We start from the raw sequence: 19203 nt of genomic DNA, 5'->3' as shown, positions 1-19203 counted from the left end.
CGTGGCGGCGCGGGGCGCAGGCTGACGGTCATCCTGCATTGCAGCACCCGTCCTGCGGAGTTCCTGTCCATGTCCTCCCCCAGTCTTGCCGGCCGTGACGACGGCCCCGCCATCCCGATCCTGTTCCAATATGGCTTCCGCTTCTTCTTCCTGTTCAGCGGCGTGGCCGCGGTCGGGCTGCTGGCCGCCTGGCTGGGCGTGCTGGTGACGGGGGAATGGCCGGACCATGCGGCGGGCGCCAGCGCCTGGCATGCGCATGAGATGCTGTTCGGCATGGTGGTGGCCGCCGTCGCCGGCTTCCTGCTGACCGCGGTGCCAAGCTGGACGGGGACCAAGGCGGTGTCCGGCGCGCCGCTGATGGCGCTCGCGGCGCTGTGGATCGCCGGCCGCGTCGCCGTCTTCCCGTGGACGGGCATGCCGGAAGCGGTGGCGGCGGTGATCGACATCGCCTTCCTGCCGGGGCTCGGCATCGCGCTCGCCCGGCCGCTGGTGAAGGCGGGCAAGTGGCGGAACAGCGCCTTCCTGATCCTGATCGGGCTGCTGACCGCCGCCAATCTGCTGATCCATCTGGACTGGCTGGAGATGCTGGACGGTGGGGCGGATGCCGGCTTCGCGCTGGGGCTCGGCATCATCCTGATGATGGTGACGGTGATCGGCGGGCGCATCCTGCCGGCCTTCACCCGCAACGGGCTCGGCAAGGCGGGCTTGAGCGTGCGGTCCTGGCCGATGGTGGAGCGGCCGACGCTGGTTCTGACGCTGGCGCTGATCCCGGCGACGATGGTGGCCCCGGAGTCGGCAATCACCGGACTGATCGCACTCGCCGCCGCGGTGGCCCATGCCGTGCGGCTGGCCGGCTGGCAGGGCTGGAAAGCCTGGCGCTCGCCGATCCTGTGGATCCTGCATGTCGGCTATCTGTGGGTGCCGGTGGCGCTGACCTTGCGCGGGCTGCATGCCCTGGCCGGTCTGCCCGCTGCTTCGGGAACCCATGCGATGACGGTCGGCGCCTTCGCCACGCTGATCCTGGCAGTGATGAGCCGCGCCTCGCTCGGCCACACCGGGCGGCCGCTGACGGTGACGCGGGCGACGGTCGCCGCCTATGTGCTGCTGACGGTCGCCGCGGTCGGCCGCACCGCCTCGCCGCTGCTGCCGGTGGACTGGGTGTGGGCGGCGCTGCAATGGTCGGGTTATGCCTGGGTCGCGGCCTTCACCCTGTATCTCGTCGCCTACGCCCCGGTCCTGCTGTCGCCGCGGGCCGATGGGCGGCCGGGCTGAGCAGGGCACAGGGGGAGAGTGGCTGGGGTGCAGTGGGGCGGGGCGTCATGCCCCGCCGCGGAAATAGCGGTCGATGGCGTCGGTCATCTCGACCTCGCGGAAGGGCTTGGTCAGGACCGGCCGGTTCTGATGGGTCCGCGGCAGGCCGGCGGCGCCATGACCGGTGGTGAAGACGAAGGGGATGCCCTCGGCGCCCAGAGCGTCGGCGACGCTGTCGACGCGCTCACCGCGCAGGGTGACGTCGAGCAGGGCGGCGTCGATGCCGCCCTTGGCGATCAGGTCCAGCGCCTCCGCCACCGTGCCGGCGGGGCCGACGACGACGACATTCTGGACTTCCAGCGAATCCTCTATGGCCATGGCCACCAGCGGTTCGTCTTCGACGAGCAGGATGCGCAGGGGCTTGGATCGGTCGGCTTCCATGGACAGGCGGCTCGCTGCTGGTCAAAGCGGTGGTCGGCGGACAGATGGGGGTCGCAATCCCATCCGGCAACCGGCGTGAGCTTTTCCGTTCAGCCGTCCGCTTGTCCACCCCGACCTTGGTCATCGCCCATTGGGCCATTGGCAAGCTCGGGCTGGACTATCACCCCAGATCATCAAGTGCCTGTTGGAGGGAGGGGTACAGCGCCTCCACCAGCGACCCGTCCGGCCGAACCGGCGACGGCAGGACGTCGGCTCCTTGCAGCGCGCGGGCCAGGGGCAGGCCGCCGACCTCGACGAAGCCGCCGCGCTCGCCATACTGGCCGACGATCCAGTCCTTGACCGCCGGGTCGCCGTCCAGCGCGTTGTTGTGCGAAATCAATGCATGGGTGCCGTCGTCGGCCCGGCGATACCAGGCATGGCTGCCGTCGCCCAAATCCATCGGCGCGAAGCCGGCCGCCGTCATCGCCTGGCGAACCGCCGGCCGGATCCGGTCGGCCCTCACCCCGGGCCGCGTGCCGGTCCATTGGTCGAGATCGTCCGCAAGCTCGCTCATGATGCCTCTCTGGTCGTTGTCCTGATGGATCAACGCTTCAGGGAAGCTTTTGTGCCATGCCCACCTGTCCGAATGTGGAAGCCGCACTGCCCGATGGGTGCTGCCCAACCGTCGGCTTATCCGTTCAGATGGCGATTGGCGTGCGTGCGGCCAGGGCGGCGAGCGAGCGGTCGAGCAGGTCGTAGAGCCGCCCTTCCTGTTCGAGAACCGCGGCGGCGGGAGCGTGTTCCAATTCCTTCGCCAGCCGGCCGAGGGCGGCGGCGCCGAGATTGAGCGAGGTGCCCTTCAGCGTGTGGGCGGTGCGGTTGTGCGGCTCCCCGGCACGGGCCTGGGCGATCAGGCCGTCGATGGTCTTGCGGCCATTCTCGGTGAACCCGGCGATGGAGGCGGTCCAGTCGTCGGCCGTCAGCACCTCCAGCAGCAGCGACACCTGCTCTTCGTCCAAGAGGTTGGCGTCCGGGATATCGGTCATGTCAGCCTCCGGGGACGGGGATTCGGGAACGGCCGGCTTGGAAGTGGCCTGTTGGGAAACGGGGGGCAGGCCGTTGCCGCCTTGGCCGCCTTGGCCGTTGCCCAGCACTGAAGCCATTTCGGCGAAGAGCAGGGCGGGACGCAAGGGCTTGGTGACGAAGCCGTTCATCCCCGCCGACAGGCATTCCGGCCGCGAACTGCCCGACGCATGGGCGGTCAGCGCCAGGATCGGCACGCTGCCCTTGTCTCCCGGAAGTTCGCGTACGCGGCGGGTGGCGGTCAGCCCATCCATGCCCGGCATCTGGATGTCCATCAGCACGAGGTCGAAGGGCTGGTCGCGTACCATGCGCACCGCCTCGCCGCCGCTGGCGGCCAGGGCCACGCTGTGGCCGGCGCGTTCCAGGATGCCGCGGACGATGTCGCGGTTCACCTCGATGTCGTCGACCGCCAGCACGCGCAACGGCGGCAAGGCGGCGATGCGCGCGGCCTCGCCCAGGCTGGTGCCGTGGCCGGCGTCGATGCGGCGCAGCGCCGACGGATCGCCGGGACCGGCGACGATGGTGAAGCGGAAGACGCTGCCGCGGCCGGGAGCGGTGTCGACGGCGATGCTGCCGCCCATCAGCAGGCAGAGGTCGCGGCAGATCGCCAGCCCCAGCCCGGTGCCGCCATAGCGCCGGGTGATCGAGCTGTCGGCCTGGGTGAAGCGGTCGAACAGGGTCGGCACCGAGTCGGGCGCGATGCCGATGCCGGTGTCCTCCACCTCGAACTCCAGCAGGAAGGAGTCCGGGCGGCCGTAGGGGGCGAACTCGGCTGGATCGCGCTCCAGCCGGCGCACCCGCACGGCGATGTGGCCCTCTTCGGTGAATTTCACCGCGTTGCCGACCAGATTGAACAGGATCTGGCGCAGCCGGGCCGGGTCGGTGACGATCACCTCCGGCACCGACGGCATCAGCCGGGCCGACAGGTCCAGCCCCTTGTCGGTGGCGTTGGGGTGCAGCACCTCCAGCACGCCGTCGATCAGCTGGGGCAGGGCGCAGTCGGCCTCCTCCAGGTCGATGCGGCGGGCCTCCAGCTTCGACAGGTCCAGAATGTCGTCCAGCAGCCGCAGCAGCGTTTCGGCCGACCGGCGGGCGACGTCGGCCAGCCGCTTCTCCTCCGCCGGCAGGGAGGCGTCGGTCAACAGGGTCAGGTTGCCCAGCACACCGTTCATCGGGGTGCGCAGTTCGTGGCTCACGGTCGCCAGGAACTCTGTCTTCGACCGGCTGGCGGCTTCCGCCGTCTCCTTGGCCTGGATCAGCTGTTCGGCGGCGCGCCGCGGCTCGGTCACGTCGATGCACAGCCACAGCTTGCCGATGGCGGTCCCGGCGGCGTTGCGCACCGGCACGTTGTGCCAGCTGACGATGCGCCCGTCGGTCAGCGTCATCTCGCGCCGCTCGTCGCCGTCCACCGCCGATAGCAGCGTGTGGTCGGTGTCGCGCGGGGCGTTGCCGGCATTGGCCAGCGTCTCGTCCAGCCGGTGGCCGACCGGCGCCCCGGCAATGGCGAACAGGGCGGAGAAGGCCGGGTTGGCATAGGCGATGCGCCCGTCGCCGCCGACGAACAGCACGCCGAAATCCATCGCCGACAGCAGGGCCGACAGGCGGGCGCGCTCCTGCTCCACGTCGCGGGCGAGCGCCTCCTGCTCGTCCAGCGCCACCGTCAGCTGGTCGACGCGCTCCTTGATGGCGTGGGACATGGTGTTGAAGGCGGCCCCCAGCCGGCCGATGTCGTCGTCGCCCTCCGCCAGCGCCGGCGGGCTGTAATCGCCGGCCGCCACCCGTTCGCTGGCCCGCGCCAGCGCCGCCAGATGGCGGGTCAGCCACAGGCCGAGCAGGGTCAGCAGCCCGGCCGACAGCAGGATCTCCGACAGGGCGATGGCGATGCCCTGGGTCAGCAGGTCGCGCCGGGCCTGGACGATGTGGGCCAGATCCAGGCCGAACTGCACCGTGCCCAGCTTCTGCCCGGCCAGCGCCACCGGCACCGTCACATCATAGCGGGCGACGCCGTCCTTGGCGTCCAGCGTCAGCGCCGGGTCGGGGGCCGGCAGGCCGCGGTCCTGCCGCCAGCCGCTGGTCGCCACCAGCTTGCCCTTGCTGTCGGCGACGGCGAGATAGAGCACGCCGCCGGTGGAGCGGCTTTCGTCCAGCACCGCCTGCAGGGTCGCATAGTCGCGCTGGGCCAGCGGTGCCACCAGGGCGGCGTTCAGCACCGGCGCCACCTGTTCCGCATGCAGCTTGGCCTGTTCGGCAAGGCTGCCGTAGAGCAGGCGCACGCTGTTGGCGACCAGCAGGGTCAGCATGATCGCCTCGACCGCCATGGCGGCGGCCAGCATGCGCCCGCGCAGCGTCTTCCAGGGCGCCAGACGGGACAGGATCATTTCCCGGCCTTCAGAACGCTCCGGACCTCGTCGGCCAGCGGCTCCATCGCCTCCAGCTCCTCGTCGGTGACCGGGCGGTAGCCGCCCAGCTGATTGGCGTCGAAATAGGTCCGGCCGTCGGCCGTCCCGCCGAAGGCGAACAGCGCCTTGCGCAACGGCTCCAGAACCGCCGCCTGCTTGCCGTTTAGCATGTAGACGCGGCCGACCATCGACCGGCTTTCGGCGATGGTGGACAGCTGCGCCTGCACCTCCGGCGCCAGCTTGGCGCGGTTGGCCAGCGACATGAAGCCGGCCGACGCGTCGCCGGCCAGGATCAGCTGGGCCACGCTGTCGGCGGCGCTGACATAGCGCAGCTGGATGTTCGGCAGCTTCTGCTCGGCCAGCCAGTGCTGGCCCCACAGGGTCACCAGCGACGACGGGCTGAGCCCCAGCATGGTGGTGCCGGCCAGCGACTGCACCGTCTGGTAAGGCCCCTTGGCCGCCGTCACCAGCACGGCGCGGAAGTCCGATTTGTAGGTCAGCAGCGGCAGGTAGCCGGCATCCTTGCGCAGCATCTCCGCCTGATGGCCGGTGGTCACGGCGATGTCGTATTCCTGCTCGACCGCCCGGCGGGCGAAGGCGGTGAAGTCGGGCGCCGTCACGATCTCCACCGGCCGGCCCAGCGCCGCCTCCACCGCGCGGCGGACCGGCTGGTACTGTTCGATGATGACGCGGGCGCTGGTGTGCGGGGCGATGCCGATGCGGAAGGCCTGCTCCTCCGCCTGCGCCGGGGACGGCGCGGTGGCCGCCAGGCCGCACAACACGGCGGAACAGAGCGCGGCGAGGCGGGCGAACAGTCGCTTGGTCATGGCTTTCGGCTCCCTACGGACTGCAGGTGTGAAATGCCGGCGCTTGGACGGACAGCATTCGTGACGGCGGCGGCCCGAGCGATGGTCTAGGACGAAAGATATAACATTCGATAAATGCCGCAGGTAGGGACAAGAGCGCACAGGGTGGCCTTTGCCGGGCATGAACCGGCCAAACACCCGTGACGGGCGGCGCCCCTTGAAACTTTGATCGTCATCGTCCGCATCATTCCGGCGGCCGGACGCAACTTTGGAACGGCGGTCGGACAGGATTCTGCGCGAGGCCAAGAAAGATCACGCTTTGGTTGCGGATCGGTCCGCTATGTGTCGGAGAGCCCGCATTACCCTCCGCATAGCCACCGAGGACCCCCGCCCGTGCCGGAACGAGCCCAGGACCCGCAATCCGCCATCTGCCGCGCCATCCGCCTCCTGCGCAGCCACAGCCGCGGCTGCGACAGCGTCGAGACCCGGCGCCTGCTGATCCACACGGAACGCTGGATGATCTGGATGCTCCGCCGCGAGGAGGGTGAAGACCTGCCGGTGCCGGCGGAACTGGCGGGGTGAGAGGCCCCGAAAGAAAGCCCCCGAACGAAAACAGGCCCCTCCCGGTTGGGAGGGGCCTGTTTCGTCACGCGGTGCCTGGTGGCGCGTCAGGTCGTGCTGCGCAGCTGCTCCGCCCGGCTGGAGCGGGAGGCGGCGTAGTGGTCCTTGGCCAGCAGGGTGTAGACCGCCGGCAGGACGAACAGGGTGAACAGCGTGCCGATCAGCATGCCCGACACGATGACCAGACCGATGGAGAAGCGGCTGGCCGCACCGGCACCCGCCGCGGTCAGCAGCGGCAGCAGGCCGACCACCATCGCCGCGGTGGTCATCAGGATCGGGCGCAGGCGGACCCGGGCGGCATGCTCGATCGCGGTGCGGCGGTCGACGCCCTCGTTGAGCTGCATCTCGCGGGCGAACTCCACCAGCAGGATGCCATGCTTGGAGATCAGGCCGATCAAGGTCACCAGACCGACCTGGGTGTAGATGTTCATGGTGGCGACGCCGAAGAACAGCGGCAGCAGCGCGCCGCAGATCGACATCGGCACCGACACCAGGATCACCAGCGGGTCGCGCAGCGATTCGAACTGTGCGGCCAGCACCAGATAGATCACGATCAGCGCGAAGGCGAAGGTGATCATCAACTGGCTGCCCTCCGTCACGAACTGGCGCGATTCCGACAGGTAGGCGTGGTTGAAGCCGGCCGGCAGCTGGGTGCGCGCCTGCTCCTCCAGGAAGTCGACGACCTGGCCCATGGAGACGCCCGGCATCGGCACGGCGGAGAAGGTGGCCGACGGCAGCTGATTGTACTTGTTCAGCGCGTTGGGCTCCACCGCCGTTTCCACCGACACCACGGTGGACAGCGGGATCTGGGCGCCCGATCCGGAGGTGACGTAGTAGTTGGTCAGCGATTCCGGCGTCAGGCGCTCGGCCCGCGGCACCTGGGGAATGACCTCGTAGGAGCGGCCGTTCAGGTTGAAGCGGTTGACGTAGTTGCCGCCGACCAGCACCGACAGCGTGCTCGACACCGACTGCATGGTCAGTCCGAGATCGGCCGCCTTGGCGCGGTCGATCTTAAGCCGGACGACCGGGCTGTCATATTGCAGGTCGCTGTCGGTGACGATGAACATGCCGCTCTTGGTGGCAGCATCCTTGATCCGCTCGATGGCGTCGAAGATGGTGCGGTAGTCGCCGGGGCTGGAGATCACCATCTGCACCGGCAGGCCGCCGGTGGAGCCGGGCAGGGCCGGCGGCGACACCAGGAACACGTTGATGCCCGTCACCTTGCCCAGCTCGGCCTGGGCCAGCGGCTGCAACTCCTTGGCCGACCGTTTGCGCTCGCCCCACGGCTTCAGGATCATGCCGGCGAAGCCCTGGTTGAGGGTGGGCAGGCCGGTCAGGATGAAGCGGGTGTCGGTCTCCGGGAAGGCGGCGAAAGTCTCGTCGATCTGCTTGCCGAAGCTGTCGATGTAGTCGAGGTTGGCGTATTGCGGCCCCTTGGAGATGCCGAACAGGATGCCCTGATCCTCTTCCGGCGCCAGTTCCGACATGGTGTTGGCGAACAGGTAGCCGACCGACAGCAGGATGCCGACCGCGAACAGCAGGGTCGCGGCGCGATAGTCGAGCATGCCGTGCAGCCGCCGCTCGTACCAGCCCGCCAGCCGTTCGAACTGACGGTCGAGGAAGGCGGCGAAGCGGCCCGGCTCGCCCTCCTTCAGGATGATCGAGCACATCATCGGCGACAGGGTCAGCGCCACGACGCCGGACACGATCACCGACGCGGCCAGCGTGAAGGCGAATTCGCGGAACAGCGCGCCGGTCAGGCCGCCCAGCAGGCCGATGGGGGCATAGACCGCCGCCAGCGTGATGGTCATGGAGATGACCGGCCCGATGATCTCGCGGGCGCCGATCAGCGACGCGGCGACCTTCGACTTGCCGTGCTCGATATGCCGGTGGATGTTCTCCACCACCACGATGGCGTCATCGACCACGAGGCCGATGGCGAGCACCATCGCCAGCAGCGTCAGCAGGTTCAGCGAGAATCCCAGCGCCAGCATGAAGGTGGCCGCGCCGACGATGGACAGCGGGATGGTCACCACCGGGATCAGCACCGACCGCAAGCTGCCGAGGAACAGGAAGATGACGACGATGACGATGGCGACCGCCTCCAGCAGCGTCTTCACCACCTCGTCGATGGACGCCTGGATGAAGCGGGTGCTGTCGTAGACGATCTCCATGTTCATGTTGGGCGGCAGGTTGCGCCGCAGCTCCGGCTCCATCTTGCGGATGTCGGCGACGATGTTCAGCGGGTTGCCGGTGGGGGTGCTGTCGACGCCGATGAAGATCGCCTGCTGCCCGTTCATCGCCACGCTGGCGTCGAAGCTCTTGGAGCTGAGTTCGACCGTGGCGATGTCGCGCATGCGCACCAGCGCCCCGTCCTTCGCCTTCACCACCATGTCGCGGAACTGCTCGACGTCGGTCAGGCCGGTGTTGGCGGTGACGTTGGAGATGACGAAGACGCCCTTGGTCTGGCCGGGTGCCGACTGGTAGTTGTTGGCGGTGACCGCCGCCGAGACGTCGGCCGGCGAGATGTTGCGCGCCGCCATCTTGACCGGGTCGAGCCACAGCCGCATGGCGAAGGTCTGGCCGCCCAGGATCTGGGCGCGGGCGACGCCCTCCACCGTGGAGAGCACCGGCTGCACCACGCGCGTCAGGTAGTCGGAGATCGCCGCTCCCGACAATTCCGGGCTGGAGAAGCCCATATAGAGGATCGAGGTCGTCTCGCCGGTCGATTTCAGGATGACCGGGTCGTTGGCCTCGCGCGGCAGCTGGTATTTGACCTGCTGCACCTTCGCCATCACGTCGGTCATCGCGACGTTGGGGTCGAAGTTCAGCCGGACATAGGCGGTGACGACGCTCTGCCCCTGGGTGGAGGAGGAGGTCAGATAGTCGAGGCCCTCGGCCGAGGAGACCGCCTGTTCGATCGGCGTGGCGATGAAGCCCTGCATCAGCTCCGGCGAGGCGCCGGGATAGCTGGTGGTCACGGTGATGACCGTATTCTGCAGCTGCGGATACTGCCGGATCGGCAGCTCCAGCAGCGCGCGTGCCCCGACCAGCAGGATCAGCAGGCTGACCACGAGCGACAGGACCGGCCGGCGGATGAAGATGTCGGTGAAACTGCCCATGGCGTCGGCCTCAGTTCTGCGGCAGGGTCTGCGGCGGGGTCAGCGGATTCTTCTCCGCCGGAACCACGGCCGCACCGTTGGCGAGCTTCAACTGGCCCGACACGACGACGCGGTCACCGGGGTTGAGGCCGCTGCGGATCTCCACGCGGTTGGCGAGGCGGTCGCCGATCTTGACCGGCTTGCGCTCCACCACCAGCTGCTCCTTGCCGTCCTGGGTCTTCTGCTGGGTCGCGACGAAGACGGAATCGCCGTAGACCGTATAGTCGACCGCGGTTTCCGGAACGGTCAGCGTGTTGGGCTGCGGCGGCAGGACGACGCGGACATTGGCGAACATGCCCGGCCGCAGCTGGCGTTCGCGGTTGTCCATCGTCGCCTGCACCTTGACGGCGCGGGTGTCGGCGCTGACCTGCGGCTCGATGGTGGTGATCTTCGCCTCGAAATCGCGGCCCGGCAGGGCGTCGACATTGATCAGCACGCCCTGGCCGACCGACAGCTTGGTGAAGCTCTGCTCCGGCAGGGAGAAGTTGATGTAGAGCTGCGACAGGTCGGTCAGCGTGACGATGGTGGCACCTGGATTGACGTAGTCGCCGACATTGACCTGCCGGATGCCGAGCTCGCCGTCGAACGGCGCCTTGATCAGCTTCTGGCCGATCAGCGCGCTGGTGCGCTTCATGTTGGCGTTGGTCTCGTCGAGCTGCGCCTGATACTGGTCGACGTTGCTCTGGGGCGTCGCCTGGCTGCGGCGCAGGTCGCGGTAACGCTCCAGGTTCAGCTCGGCCAGACGCGCCTGGGCGCGCTGGGCCAGCAGGTCGGCCTGCTCGGTGGCGTCGTTCAGCTGCACCAGCGGGTCGCCGGCCTTGACGCGGGCGCCCGATTCGAAGGGGATGCGGTCGACGCGTCCGGCGACCTCGGGGGCCACCGTCACCTGACGCGCGGCCTGGAGCGTGCCGATGGCCGACAGGTATTTCGGGATGGTCTGCACCGACGCCTCGGCCAGCGCCACCGGGGTGGGCGGCGGCTTGTTGTTGGCGAAGAAATCGGCGATGGCCTTGGCGCGGAAGGTATTGAAGCCGTACAGCCCCGCGCCCAGCAGCCCGAGCACGATCAGCGTGATGATGATGCGCACGGTCAGCCGTCCGCGCGTCACCGGCTTGCGCGGCGGCGAGGTGGGGGGAGGCGCCCCGCGACCCGGCTCGGACGCCGGGTGGCCGAATGACGTCTCGGTCTTTGGCGAATGGTCCAGGGTCACGTTCGGCTACTCCGGTCTCTCGGGTGTGGGATCGTCATTCTTGGCTGCGCCATTCATGGGCTTGGCTACGCCATGTGCGGGCTTGGCCGCATCATTTGCCGGCGGCTCCGGCGGCGGCTGGGAAGGCACGAAGGGAAAGCGTCCGCCGCCTTCGTGAGCGGCAATCGCGGTGTCACGCAGGCCGAGCCCGCGCAGGATGAACCAGATGGTCTGGCGCGCAAGGTCGGGACGGCCGCAAGGATAAGGGACGATGGCCCCGCCGGACAGGCAGACGGTCGCCATCATCTCGCACAGATGCTCGGCAAGCCAGAAGCCGTTCTCCGCATCGACCGGACCCGGCAGCAGATCGCCGGCGGCGGTCGCGGCTTCGATGGAGGCGGCGAAGCAGGGCAGGAAGCGGCTGCGGATGCCTTCGAAGACCTGCCGCATGAACTCGCCGTCCTCCAGCAGGCTGATGATCGACAGGCGGTGGCGGGCGCGCTCGTCCGGATCGGCCGGCAGCTCGATCACGAAGTAGTTCACCATGCCCTGGATCATCTGCACCAGCGTGCCGGTGCTGGGCGGCAGCGACACCAGCCGTTCATATTCCGGATCGCCGTCGATGCAGCAGAGGAAGATCGATTCGTAGAGCAAGGCCTTGGACGGGAAATGCTTGAAGATCAGCGCCTCCGACACGCCGGCGGCCTGGGCGATCTCCTTGGTGGTGGTCGCGGCGAAGCCCTTGCGCGCGAACAGCGGCAAGGCGGCGTCGAGGATCGCCCGCTTGCGGGCGTGGCTGTCGAGGCGCGGGGCCATCAGAAGGGGGCCATCGAAGGGTGCCGGGTCGGTCGCTTGTGATAAGTGAGTGCTTACTCACCTTGCTGCCGGAGATATAGCTTGGGTGCGGCATCCTGTCCATGGGGTTTGCCGGGATGGCCGGCAGTCTCCTGCCCGGCCCCTGACAAGGGCAGGCGGGGCGGGTCGCCCGAACGCGCGGTTACAGCGGTTGCAACGGCATCGTCAGCGTCACCCGGGTGCCGGCATGCTGCCGGTCATGATGCAGCAGCGCCCCCAGGCTGGCCGCCATCGCCTGGACGATGCGGGTGCCGAGGCCGGTTCCCTGGGGCGCATCGTCGCCGGAGAAACCGACCCCATCGTCCTCGACGCTCACCGACAGCTGCCCTTCGGCAGCCATCGCCCGCACACGGATGCTGCCGGCCCGGCCGTCGGGATAGGCGTATTTGCAGGCATTCGTGACCAGTTCGGTCACGATGACCGCCAGGGACACGGCCTTGTCGGTCGGCACCGTCACCTCGTCGGCGACGACGACGAAGCTGTCCGGGCGCTGGGACGCCATGGCGGTGTGCATTTCGGCGAGCAGCGTTTCCAGATACGTGTCGAAGCGGACGGACCGCACGTCGTCGGAGGTGTAGAGGCTTCGATGGATGCCGGCGATCGCGGTGATGCGCAGCTGGGTCTCGTCCAGGGCGGTGCGGGCCATGGAATCGGACAGGCCCGACCGCTGCATCCGCACGAAGGCCGCCACCAGGGCCAAGCTGTTGGCGACCCGGTGGTTGACCTCCCGCAGCAGCATCTCCGCCCGGTCGCGGGCGGCGCGCACCTCCCGCTCCGCCTGCTCCCGCTCCCGGCGCAGATGGGCCTTTTCGAGGGCCTGCTCGATGGCCGCCGCCAGCAGATCGAAGAATCCCTCGCCGGTCTCCTTGGGAACGTAATCGTCCGCACCAGCCTTCAGCGCCGCGACGGCCACCCGCGTGTCGCCGGCACCGGTGACGTAGATGACCGGCGGGGCATTCTCGCGCGACAGCAGGACGGGCAATATGTCCAACCCGGTCGCTCCCGGCATCTCGTGGTCCAGCCCGACCACCGCAATGCCGCCCCGCTCCAGCCTTTCCAACCCATCCCGGCCGTCCTTCGCCCACTCCACCGCGTAGCCGCGCCGTTCGAGCCTCCGTTGCACCAGCCGCGCCAGGGCAACGTCGTCGTCGATGTAGAGGATGCGTATGGCCGGGTCGGTCATGCCTCCGCCTCGGGCACCTGGATGACGGAGAAGAACAGCCCCAGCTGCCGGATCGCGGTGGCGAAGCTTTCGTAATTCACCGGCTTGGTGATGTAGACGTTGGCCCCGATGTCGTAGCAGCGCTGGATTTCCTGCCGGTCGTCGGTGGTGGTCAGCACCACGACGGGAAAACGCTTGGTGTGGGGGTTGGCCTTCAGCCTGGACAGGATATCGACCCCGGTCATGTCCGGCAGGTTCAAATCCAGCAGGATGAGAAGCGCCCGGCCCGTGCTGGCCTGTCCGCTTCCGTCCGGGCCGAACAGGTAGTCGAGCGCGCTGGTGCCGTCGGTGAAGGGCACGATCTCGTTGGTGACGCCGGCCCGCCGGATGTTCTTCTCGATCAGGCGGGCGTGTCCCTCGTCGTCCTCGATCATGACGATGCACACCGTTTGGGGGTCACGCTTCATGAGCGGGCTTCTCCGAGGACAGAGCAAGAATTTTCGGAAGGCTTATGCGAAAGATACTGCCCTGTCCAGGAACCGAATCGACGGTGACGTCGCCTTGCAGGCGCCGGACGAGCGTGCGGACATAGGCGAGGCCGATCCCCTCTCCCGGACGGTCCTGCACGCCGGAGCGGCGGAACAGCTCGAAGATGCGTTCGTGATCCTGCGGTGCTATTCCGCGGCCGTTGTCTACGACTTCGAAGATCAGCGAATCCTCCTCGGACCGTCCGCGGATGGCGATCCGGCCGGGTCGGGCGGGATCGAGATATTTGATCGCATTGTCCAGCAGGTTCCCGAACACCTGCTCCAGGGCGAGTCGGTCGGAGACGAGCGACGGCAGGGGGCCGGCGATGTCGATGGCGCAGCGCAGTTCGCCTGCCCGGTGGCGGTAGCTGGCGACCACGTTCTCCAGGAGTGCCTGCATGGAGAGGGGTTCGGGGTTCAGCGTCCGGCTGCCCTGGCGCGACAGGGCGAGGATGGCGTTGATGAGGCGATCCATCTTCGACGTCGACCCGCGGATGAAGCCAATGGCCTCCGGCATGTCCTCGGCGACCGCCCGCCGTGCCTCCGCCGCCGTGGCGTCGTCGCCATCCGCCGGCCGGCGGTCGAGGTCTGCGGTCACGCTGGCCAGTCCGGCCTCGAGCTCGCTGGTGAAGCCCATCACGTTGACCAGCGGCGCGCGCAGATCGTGGCTGACGATGTAGGCGAAGCGCTGGATCTCGTCGTTGGCCCGCTGCAACTCCATGGTGCGTTCCGAAACGCGCTGTTCCAGGGAATCGTTGAGGGCCTGGATCGCGCGCTGCGCCTGCATGAGGGCGCGCGTGTAGCCGACCGCGATCCACACGGCGCCACCGACGACCAGCAGGATGAACAGGCCGCCCAGGATCGCCACCCATCCCGATGTCCTGGCCTGCCCGGTCAGGGCGCGGAGCTGGGTGTCGAGCTGGGCATCGGCGGGGGTGATCAGCTCGTCGAGCGAGCGCCGGGCATCGTCCATCAGCCGCATGCCGCGGCCGGTGCGCACGATGGCCAGGGAGTCGTCCCGGCGTCCGGCCTCCATCAGGGCGATGGTCTCTGCCAGCTCCTCCCGCTTGGCGGCGGCCAGGCCGACGAGACGGTCGAGGATGCGCAGCTCGCCGGCATCGCTGTCGGCCAGCTCGCGCAGCCGGGCGATGGTGGCGTCCACCGCCGCGATAGCCGCCTCGTAGGGCTTGAGATATTGGCGGTCCTCGGTCAGCAGGTAGCCGCGCTGTCCGATCTCGGCATCCTGCAACTGGCTGAGCATAGTCCCGGCGGCGACGCGCAGGGCCGTTATCCGGCTGACGGAACGGGAATATCGCTGCGTGCTGTCCGCCAGCCATCCCGACATCATGATGATCGCCAGCAGCGCGAAGGCGGCGGCGAGCAGCATCAGAAGGGCACGGCGGGTGACGGTGCTGCCGGACGTGGGCATCGCGGAGAGCCGTGCGGTGCGGGGAAGGGTAAGCCCCTCTACCAATTCGCAGGAGGGTTGGCAACCGGCAGCGCGGTCGGCACCCCTCCATCTTTCGTCATTTTTTGAAGCTGTTGAGACGGACGAATGGTTTTCCGCAGCTGCACACTGGCCTTACAGTCAAGCCATCGACCTGACCGGAAGGAGCGTGCGCGCGATGGAGCCCATCCTGTGGGAATGGATCAACGCCCTGGCGCGGTGGCTGCACGTCATCACCGCCATCGCCTGGATCGGATCGTCCTTCTACTTCATCCATCTCGACGCCTCGCTGCGCCGCCGGACAGGCGCGCCGGCCGGTACGGCGGGCGACGCCTGGCAAATTCACGGCGGCGGCTTCTACCACATGACCAAATACATGGTCGCCCCGCCGCAGTTGCCGGAGGATCTGACATGGTTCAAGTGGGAATCCTACGCGACCTGGCTCAGCGGCTTCTTCCTGATGTGCGTGCTGTATTACCGCGGCGCCGACCTGTTCCTGATCGACCAGGACGTACTGGCGCTCAGCCATTGGCAGGCGGTGGCGATCAGCGTCGGCGCGCTGGTGGCGGGCTGGGTCGCCTATGACCTGATGTGCAAGTCGCCGCTCGGCCGCAACGACGGGGCGTTGGCTGTCGCCGGTTTCGTCATGCTGGTGGCGACCGCCTGGGGCATGACGAAGATCTTCAGCGGGCGCGGCGCCATGTTGCAGGTCGGCGCCCTGATGGCGACGATGATGGCCTGCAACGTCTTCATGCTGATCATCCCCAACCAGCGCAGGACGGTGGCCGCCATGCTGCGCGGCGAGACGCCGGACCCGTCGCTGGGCAAAAAGGCCAAGCAGCGCTCGCTGCACAACAACTACCTGACCCTGCCGGTCGTCTTCCTGATGCTGTCCAACCATTATCCGCTGGTCAGCTCCACCCGCTACAACTGGGTGATGGTGGCGCTGGTTCTGGTGGTCGGCACGGCGATCCGCCATTTCTTCAACAGCCGCCATGCCGGCAAGCCGACGCCCTGGTGGACCTGGGGGGTGGCCGCCGCCGGCATGCTGGGCTGCATCTGGCTCAGCACCATGGGGCCGGCGACGGCCGACACGGCTGCGGCTGCGCCGGTGAAGGTCGGCTTCGCTCAGGTGGAGGAGATCGTCGCCACCCGGTGCAGCATGTGCCATGCCGCCCAGCCGGTGTGGGAGGGCATCGCCACCCCGCCGCGCGGCGTCGTGCTGGAGGGCGACGGCATCCGCCGCCATGCCGAGCAGATCCGCCTGCAAGCCGGCTACAGCAGCGCCATGCCCCCCGCCAACATCACCGGAATCACCCCGCAGGAGCGGGCGGTGTTGGCGGCGTGGTCCGCGGACATTAAGTAACCCTCCCTCACAGCACTCCATCGAACCGGACCCCCATGCCCGACCAGTCTATCGCTGCCCCCGTTTCCGCCGCCATCCGCGGGCGCCTGCTCAGCTTCCATCGCCCGCCCGCCGGGCCGGGCGATCTCGATTGCCTGACCTATCGTGAGGACGGGCTGCTGTTGGTCGGGGCGGATGGGCGGATTCTGGAGACCGGCGACTGGGCCGACCTGCGCGGCCGGGTTCCGGACGGGGTGACGGTCGACGACCACAGCGGCAAGCTGGTGCTGCCCGGCTTCATCGACACCCACATCCATTTCCCGCAGACCCAGGTCATCGCCTCCTACGGCGCCCAGCTGCTCGACTGGCTGGAGAAATACACCTTCATCGAGGAGCAGCGCTTCGCCGACCCGGCCCATGCCGCCGCCAACGCATCCTTCTTCATGGACGAGCTGCTGCGCAACGGCACGACCACGGCGGTGGTCTACGGTTCGGTCCACCCGCAGTCGGTCGATGCCCTGTTCGCGGAGGCCGAGGCGCGTGGTGCCGGGCTGATCGCCGGCAAGGTGATGATGGACCGCCATGCGCCCGCCGCCCTGACCGACACGGCCGACTGCAGCTACCGCGACGGCAAGGACCTGATCGGCCGCTGGCATGGGACCGGGCGGCAGCGCTATGCCGTGACGCCGCGCTTCGCCATCACCTCGACGGAAGCGCAGCTGGAGGCCGCCGGCGCGTTGCTGCGCGAGCATCCCGGCGTCCACATGCAGACCCACCTTTCGGAGAACACCGACGAGATCGCCGAGGTGGGCCGCCTGTTCCCCGGCGCACGCGACTACACCGACGTCTACGACCGCTTCGGACTGCTGGGGCCGACCTCGCTGTTTGGCCACTGCATCCATCTGTCGGACGCGGAGATGGCCCGGTTGTCGGAAAGCGGGTCGGTCGCCGTCTTCTGCCCGACCAGCAACCTGTTCATCGGCAGCGGCCTGTTCGACCTTGACGCCCTGTCGAAGCCGGAGCGGCCGGTGCGCACCGCCATCGCCACCGATGTCGGCGGCGGCACCAGCTATTCCATGCTGCGCACGGCGGCGGAGGCCTACAAGGTGCTGCAACTGCGGCGGCAGAACCTGCCGGCGCTCGCCGCCTTGCACTGGATGACCCGCGGCAATGCCGAGGCGCTGGGCATGGCCGACGAGATCGGCAGCCTGGAGCCCGGCCGCTGGGCCGACCTCGTTGTGCTCGACCCCGCCGCGACGCCGGCTATGCGACATCGCATGAAGGCGGTGGACGGCGATCTGGAGGAGGAGCTGTTCATCCAGGTGACGCTGGGCGACGACCGTTCGGTGGCCGCCACCTACCTGCGCGGCCGCAATTCGCACCTGCGGCAAACCGGCGCTTGACCCAAGCCCCTAGTCCCTGTAGGACTTCCGCCGTCATTGGGGAGTAGCCACCCGCCGGCAGTGATCCGGTGGGGTTCGCGTCAACAGACTTGGATGGTTCCGGCCTCCGGCCGTTACCGCCATGGCGCGCACGGCGACCAGAGGGTCGACCCGGCGAGACCAGTGGATCGGACATCTCCGCGGCCAGCCGGAGTCCGCCCGATTCCACTGTGTTGTCTGGCCCGGGAATAGCCATGATCGCCACGTCCCTCGCGCTCGCTTTCAGCCTTTCGATGGATAGCTTCGCCGCCGCTCTCGGCCGCGGGGCCTGTTCGCGCCGTGCCGGTTTGCCGGAAGCGGTGCGGGTGGGTGCCGCCTTCGGCGTCTGCCAGTTCGCCATGCCGCTGGTCGGCTGGGGCATCGGCATCGCCTTCGCCAGCCTGGTGGAATCGGTCGATCACTGGATCGCCTTCGGCCTGCTGCTGGCGGTCGGCGGCGCGATGCTGCGCAACGCCATCATGGACGGCGAAGATGAGGGCGAGGAGGATTGCGGCCCGGTGCGCAGCGTGCGCGCCGAATGGCTGGCCCTGCTGACCACCGCCGTCGCCACCAGCATCGACGCCGCCGCTGTGGGTGCGGGGCTGGCGCTGGTCGATGTCGACATGGTGACGACCTCGGCGCTGATCGGCGTGGTGACCTTCGCCGTGGCCTTCGGCGGCGTGCTGATCGGCAAGGCCGCCGGCAACCATCTGGGGCGCTGGGCGGAAATGGCCGGCGGCGTCGTGCTGATCGGGCTGGGCACGAAGATCCTGCTGGAGCACACGATGGGGTGAGGAGGCGCCGAGGCTCCCCTCTCACCCCGCCAGCGTCATCCCCATTTCCCAGAAATCCGCCTCCAGCCGGCTGGCCTGCCGGAAGATGGTCAGCAGCCGGGGGAAGCGCGCTTCGGTCATGCCGTCGGCGGCCAGCCGGTCCAAATTCTCCCGTGCCCCCCGCGCCACCTCCTGATAGGCCTCGCCGGCATATTCGGCGATCCAGACGCGATAGGGGTTGGCGTCGTCGAGCGCGCCCGGCAGGGCAGCCAGCCGGCGGCCGATCTCGCCATAGCCGATGATGCAGGGGCTTAGCGCGACATGCAGATCCAGCAGGTCGCCGCGCAAGCCGGTTTCCAGCACATAGCGGGTGTAGGCCATCGTCGCCTTGGACTCCGCCGCCTGTTCCAGCTCGGCGGCCGGCAGGCCCCAGCCGGCGCACAGCCCGACATGCAGGTCCATCTCCATGTCGAGGATCGCCTTCAGCCCGTTCAGCGAGGCCCGCATCTCGCGCAGGTCGCGGCCCTTGTAGATGGCGAGCGCATAGGCGCGGGCGAAATGGATCAGGAACAAATAATCCTGCACCAGATAATGACGGAAGCATTCCTGCGGCAGCGTGCCGTCGCCCATCCCGCGCACGAAGGCATGGTCGACATAGGCCGACCAGTCCGGCCGCGCCCCGGCGACGAGCCGGTCGAACAGGTCGGGGGTGGCAGGGCCGGCGGCGGTGGGCGGGGTCATGG

Annotated in this window: 16 protein-coding genes and 1 riboswitch; of the genes, 5 read left to right on the top strand and 11 right to left on the bottom strand. The window is 68.5% G+C overall.

Annotated features, from left to right (window positions below):
* Positions 1 to 69: 69 nt before the first annotated feature.
* Positions 70 to 1272 (top strand): NnrS family protein, encoded by a 1203-nt coding sequence (locus tag ABNQ40_RS07800; protein WP_109050257.1) that lies wholly within the window; start codon positions 70 to 72, stop codon positions 1270 to 1272.
* Positions 1273 to 1317: 45 nt separating this feature from the next.
* On the opposite strand, the gene ABNQ40_RS07795 is transcribed toward ABNQ40_RS07800, so the two are convergent.
* From ABNQ40_RS07795 to ABNQ40_RS07780, 4 genes are all read right to left on the bottom strand, one after another.
* Positions 1318 to 1692, bottom strand: a complete 375-nt coding sequence (locus ABNQ40_RS07795; RefSeq protein WP_098736125.1) for a response regulator — start codon at positions 1690 to 1692, stop codon at positions 1318 to 1320.
* Positions 1693 to 1852: 160 nt separating this feature from the next.
* The gene (locus ABNQ40_RS07790) at positions 1853 to 2245 is read right to left on the bottom strand and encodes a hypothetical protein (RefSeq protein ID WP_109490975.1); all 393 of its coding nucleotides are present in this window, start codon (positions 2243 to 2245) and stop codon (positions 1853 to 1855) included.
* A gap of 124 nt (positions 2246 to 2369) precedes the next feature.
* Entirely contained in the window at positions 2370 to 5132 is a 2763-nt protein-coding gene (locus tag ABNQ40_RS07785; RefSeq protein ID WP_109050256.1) for an ATP-binding protein, read from the bottom strand.
* Positions 5129 to 5980 (bottom strand): phosphate/phosphite/phosphonate ABC transporter substrate-binding protein, encoded by an 852-nt coding sequence (locus tag ABNQ40_RS07780; RefSeq protein ID WP_109050255.1) that lies wholly within the window; start codon positions 5978 to 5980, stop codon positions 5129 to 5131. The genes ABNQ40_RS07785 and ABNQ40_RS07780 overlap by 4 nt, the downstream gene beginning before the upstream one ends.
* Positions 5981 to 6352: 372 nt before the next feature.
* Between ABNQ40_RS07780 and ABNQ40_RS07775 the strand changes: the two genes are divergently transcribed.
* Positions 6353 to 6541, top strand: a complete 189-nt coding sequence (locus ABNQ40_RS07775) for a hypothetical protein (RefSeq protein WP_109050254.1) — start codon at positions 6353 to 6355, stop codon at positions 6539 to 6541.
* Between the two features lie 86 nt (positions 6542 to 6627).
* Here the strand turns inward: ABNQ40_RS07775 and ABNQ40_RS07770 are convergent, their stop codons facing one another.
* The 6 genes from ABNQ40_RS07770 to ABNQ40_RS07745 all read right to left on the bottom strand — a co-directional run bounded on the left by ABNQ40_RS07770 (position 6628) and on the right by ABNQ40_RS07745 (position 14903).
* On the bottom strand, positions 6628 to 9702 hold the full coding sequence (locus ABNQ40_RS07770; RefSeq protein ID WP_109050253.1) for a multidrug efflux RND transporter permease subunit: 3075 nt from the start codon (positions 9700 to 9702) through the stop codon (positions 6628 to 6630).
* A 10-nt stretch (positions 9703 to 9712) separates the two neighbouring features.
* On the bottom strand, positions 9713 to 10945 hold the full coding sequence (locus ABNQ40_RS07765; protein ID WP_391346086.1) for an efflux RND transporter periplasmic adaptor subunit: 1233 nt from the start codon (positions 10943 to 10945) through the stop codon (positions 9713 to 9715).
* Between the two features lie 12 nt (positions 10946 to 10957).
* Positions 10958 to 11746 carry a TetR/AcrR family transcriptional regulator gene (locus tag ABNQ40_RS07760; protein WP_109049702.1) on the bottom strand — a complete coding sequence of 263 codons (789 nt, stop codon included), beginning with the start codon at positions 11744 to 11746 and terminating at the stop codon, positions 10958 to 10960.
* 181 nt (positions 11747 to 11927) lie between these two features.
* Positions 11928 to 12968 (bottom strand): sensor histidine kinase, encoded by a 1041-nt coding sequence (locus ABNQ40_RS07755; protein ID WP_109049703.1) that lies wholly within the window; start codon positions 12966 to 12968, stop codon positions 11928 to 11930.
* Positions 12965 to 13414 carry a response regulator gene (locus ABNQ40_RS07750; RefSeq protein ID WP_199235316.1) on the bottom strand — a complete coding sequence of 150 codons (450 nt, stop codon included), beginning with the start codon at positions 13412 to 13414 and terminating at the stop codon, positions 12965 to 12967. The genes ABNQ40_RS07755 and ABNQ40_RS07750 overlap by 4 nt, the downstream gene beginning before the upstream one ends.
* The gene (locus tag ABNQ40_RS07745) at positions 13404 to 14903 is read right to left on the bottom strand and encodes a CHASE3 domain-containing protein (RefSeq protein WP_109049704.1); all 1500 of its coding nucleotides are present in this window, start codon (positions 14901 to 14903) and stop codon (positions 13404 to 13406) included. Before ABNQ40_RS07745 ends, ABNQ40_RS07750 begins: the two co-directional genes overlap by 11 nt.
* A 196-nt stretch (positions 14904 to 15099) precedes the next feature.
* On the opposite strand from ABNQ40_RS07745, the gene ABNQ40_RS07740 reads away from it, so the two are divergent.
* The 3 genes from ABNQ40_RS07740 to ABNQ40_RS07730 all read left to right on the top strand — a co-directional run bounded on the left by ABNQ40_RS07740 (position 15100) and on the right by ABNQ40_RS07730 (position 18481).
* A complete protein-coding gene (locus ABNQ40_RS07740; RefSeq protein WP_109049705.1) occupies positions 15100 to 16287 on the top strand; it encodes a urate hydroxylase PuuD in 1188 nt (395 codons plus the stop codon).
* 35 nt (positions 16288 to 16322) lie between these two features.
* Positions 16323 to 17669, top strand: a complete 1347-nt coding sequence (gene guaD / locus ABNQ40_RS07735) for a guanine deaminase (protein WP_109049706.1) — start codon at positions 16323 to 16325, stop codon at positions 17667 to 17669.
* Between the two features lie 26 nt (positions 17670 to 17695).
* A riboswitch (yybP-ykoY riboswitch) is annotated at positions 17696 to 17819 on the top strand.
* Positions 17820 to 17902: 83 nt separating this feature from the next.
* On the top strand, positions 17903 to 18481 hold the full coding sequence (locus ABNQ40_RS07730; RefSeq protein ID WP_109049707.1) for a manganese efflux pump MntP family protein: 579 nt from the start codon (positions 17903 to 17905) through the stop codon (positions 18479 to 18481).
* A 21-nt stretch (positions 18482 to 18502) separates the two neighbouring features.
* Here ABNQ40_RS07730 and tenA read toward each other — a convergent pair whose 3' ends face one another.
* Positions 18503 to 19201: a thiaminase II gene (gene tenA, locus ABNQ40_RS07725; RefSeq protein WP_109049708.1), complete on the bottom strand. Its 699-nt coding sequence runs from the start codon at positions 19199 to 19201 to the stop codon at positions 18503 to 18505.
* Between the last annotated feature and the right edge of the window lie 2 nt (positions 19202 to 19203).

Source organism: Azospirillum sp. A23 (assembly GCF_042938965.1).
GTDB lineage: Bacteria > Pseudomonadota > Alphaproteobacteria > Azospirillales > Azospirillaceae > Azospirillum > Azospirillum melinis.
This window is presented reverse-complemented; position numbering and strand designations above follow the sequence as displayed.

Excerpts from the sequence above, each read along its gene's own strand:
- ABNQ40_RS07800 (WP_109050257.1), top strand. The coding sequence starts at position 70 with ATGTCCTCCCCCAGTCTTGCCGGCCGTGACGACGGCCCCGCCATCCCG.
- ABNQ40_RS07795 (WP_098736125.1), bottom strand. The coding sequence starts at position 1,692 with ATGGAAGCCGACCGATCCAAGCCCCTGCGCATCCTGCTCGTCGAAGAC.
- ABNQ40_RS07790 (WP_109490975.1), bottom strand. The coding sequence starts at position 2,245 with ATGAGCGAGCTTGCGGACGATCTCGACCAATGGACCGGCACGCGGCCC.
- ABNQ40_RS07785 (WP_109050256.1), bottom strand. The coding sequence starts at position 5,132 with ATGATCCTGTCCCGTCTGGCGCCCTGGAAGACGCTGCGCGGGCGCATG.
- ABNQ40_RS07780 (WP_109050255.1), bottom strand. The coding sequence starts at position 5,980 with ATGACCAAGCGACTGTTCGCCCGCCTCGCCGCGCTCTGTTCCGCCGTG.
- ABNQ40_RS07770 (WP_109050253.1), bottom strand. The coding sequence starts at position 9,702 with ATGGGCAGTTTCACCGACATCTTCATCCGCCGGCCGGTCCTGTCGCTC.
- ABNQ40_RS07760 (WP_109049702.1), bottom strand. The coding sequence starts at position 11,746 with ATGGCCCCGCGCCTCGACAGCCACGCCCGCAAGCGGGCGATCCTCGAC.
- ABNQ40_RS07755 (WP_109049703.1), bottom strand. The coding sequence starts at position 12,968 with ATGACCGACCCGGCCATACGCATCCTCTACATCGACGACGACGTTGCC.
- ABNQ40_RS07750 (WP_199235316.1), bottom strand. The coding sequence starts at position 13,414 with ATGAAGCGTGACCCCCAAACGGTGTGCATCGTCATGATCGAGGACGAC.
- ABNQ40_RS07745 (WP_109049704.1), bottom strand. The coding sequence starts at position 14,903 with ATGCCCACGTCCGGCAGCACCGTCACCCGCCGTGCCCTTCTGATGCTG.
- ABNQ40_RS07740 (WP_109049705.1), top strand. The coding sequence starts at position 15,100 with ATGGAGCCCATCCTGTGGGAATGGATCAACGCCCTGGCGCGGTGGCTG.
- guaD (WP_109049706.1), top strand. The coding sequence starts at position 16,323 with ATGCCCGACCAGTCTATCGCTGCCCCCGTTTCCGCCGCCATCCGCGGG.
- ABNQ40_RS07730 (WP_109049707.1), top strand. The coding sequence starts at position 17,903 with ATGATCGCCACGTCCCTCGCGCTCGCTTTCAGCCTTTCGATGGATAGC.
- tenA (WP_109049708.1), bottom strand. The coding sequence starts at position 19,201 with ATGACCCCGCCCACCGCCGCCGGCCCTGCCACCCCCGACCTGTTCGAC.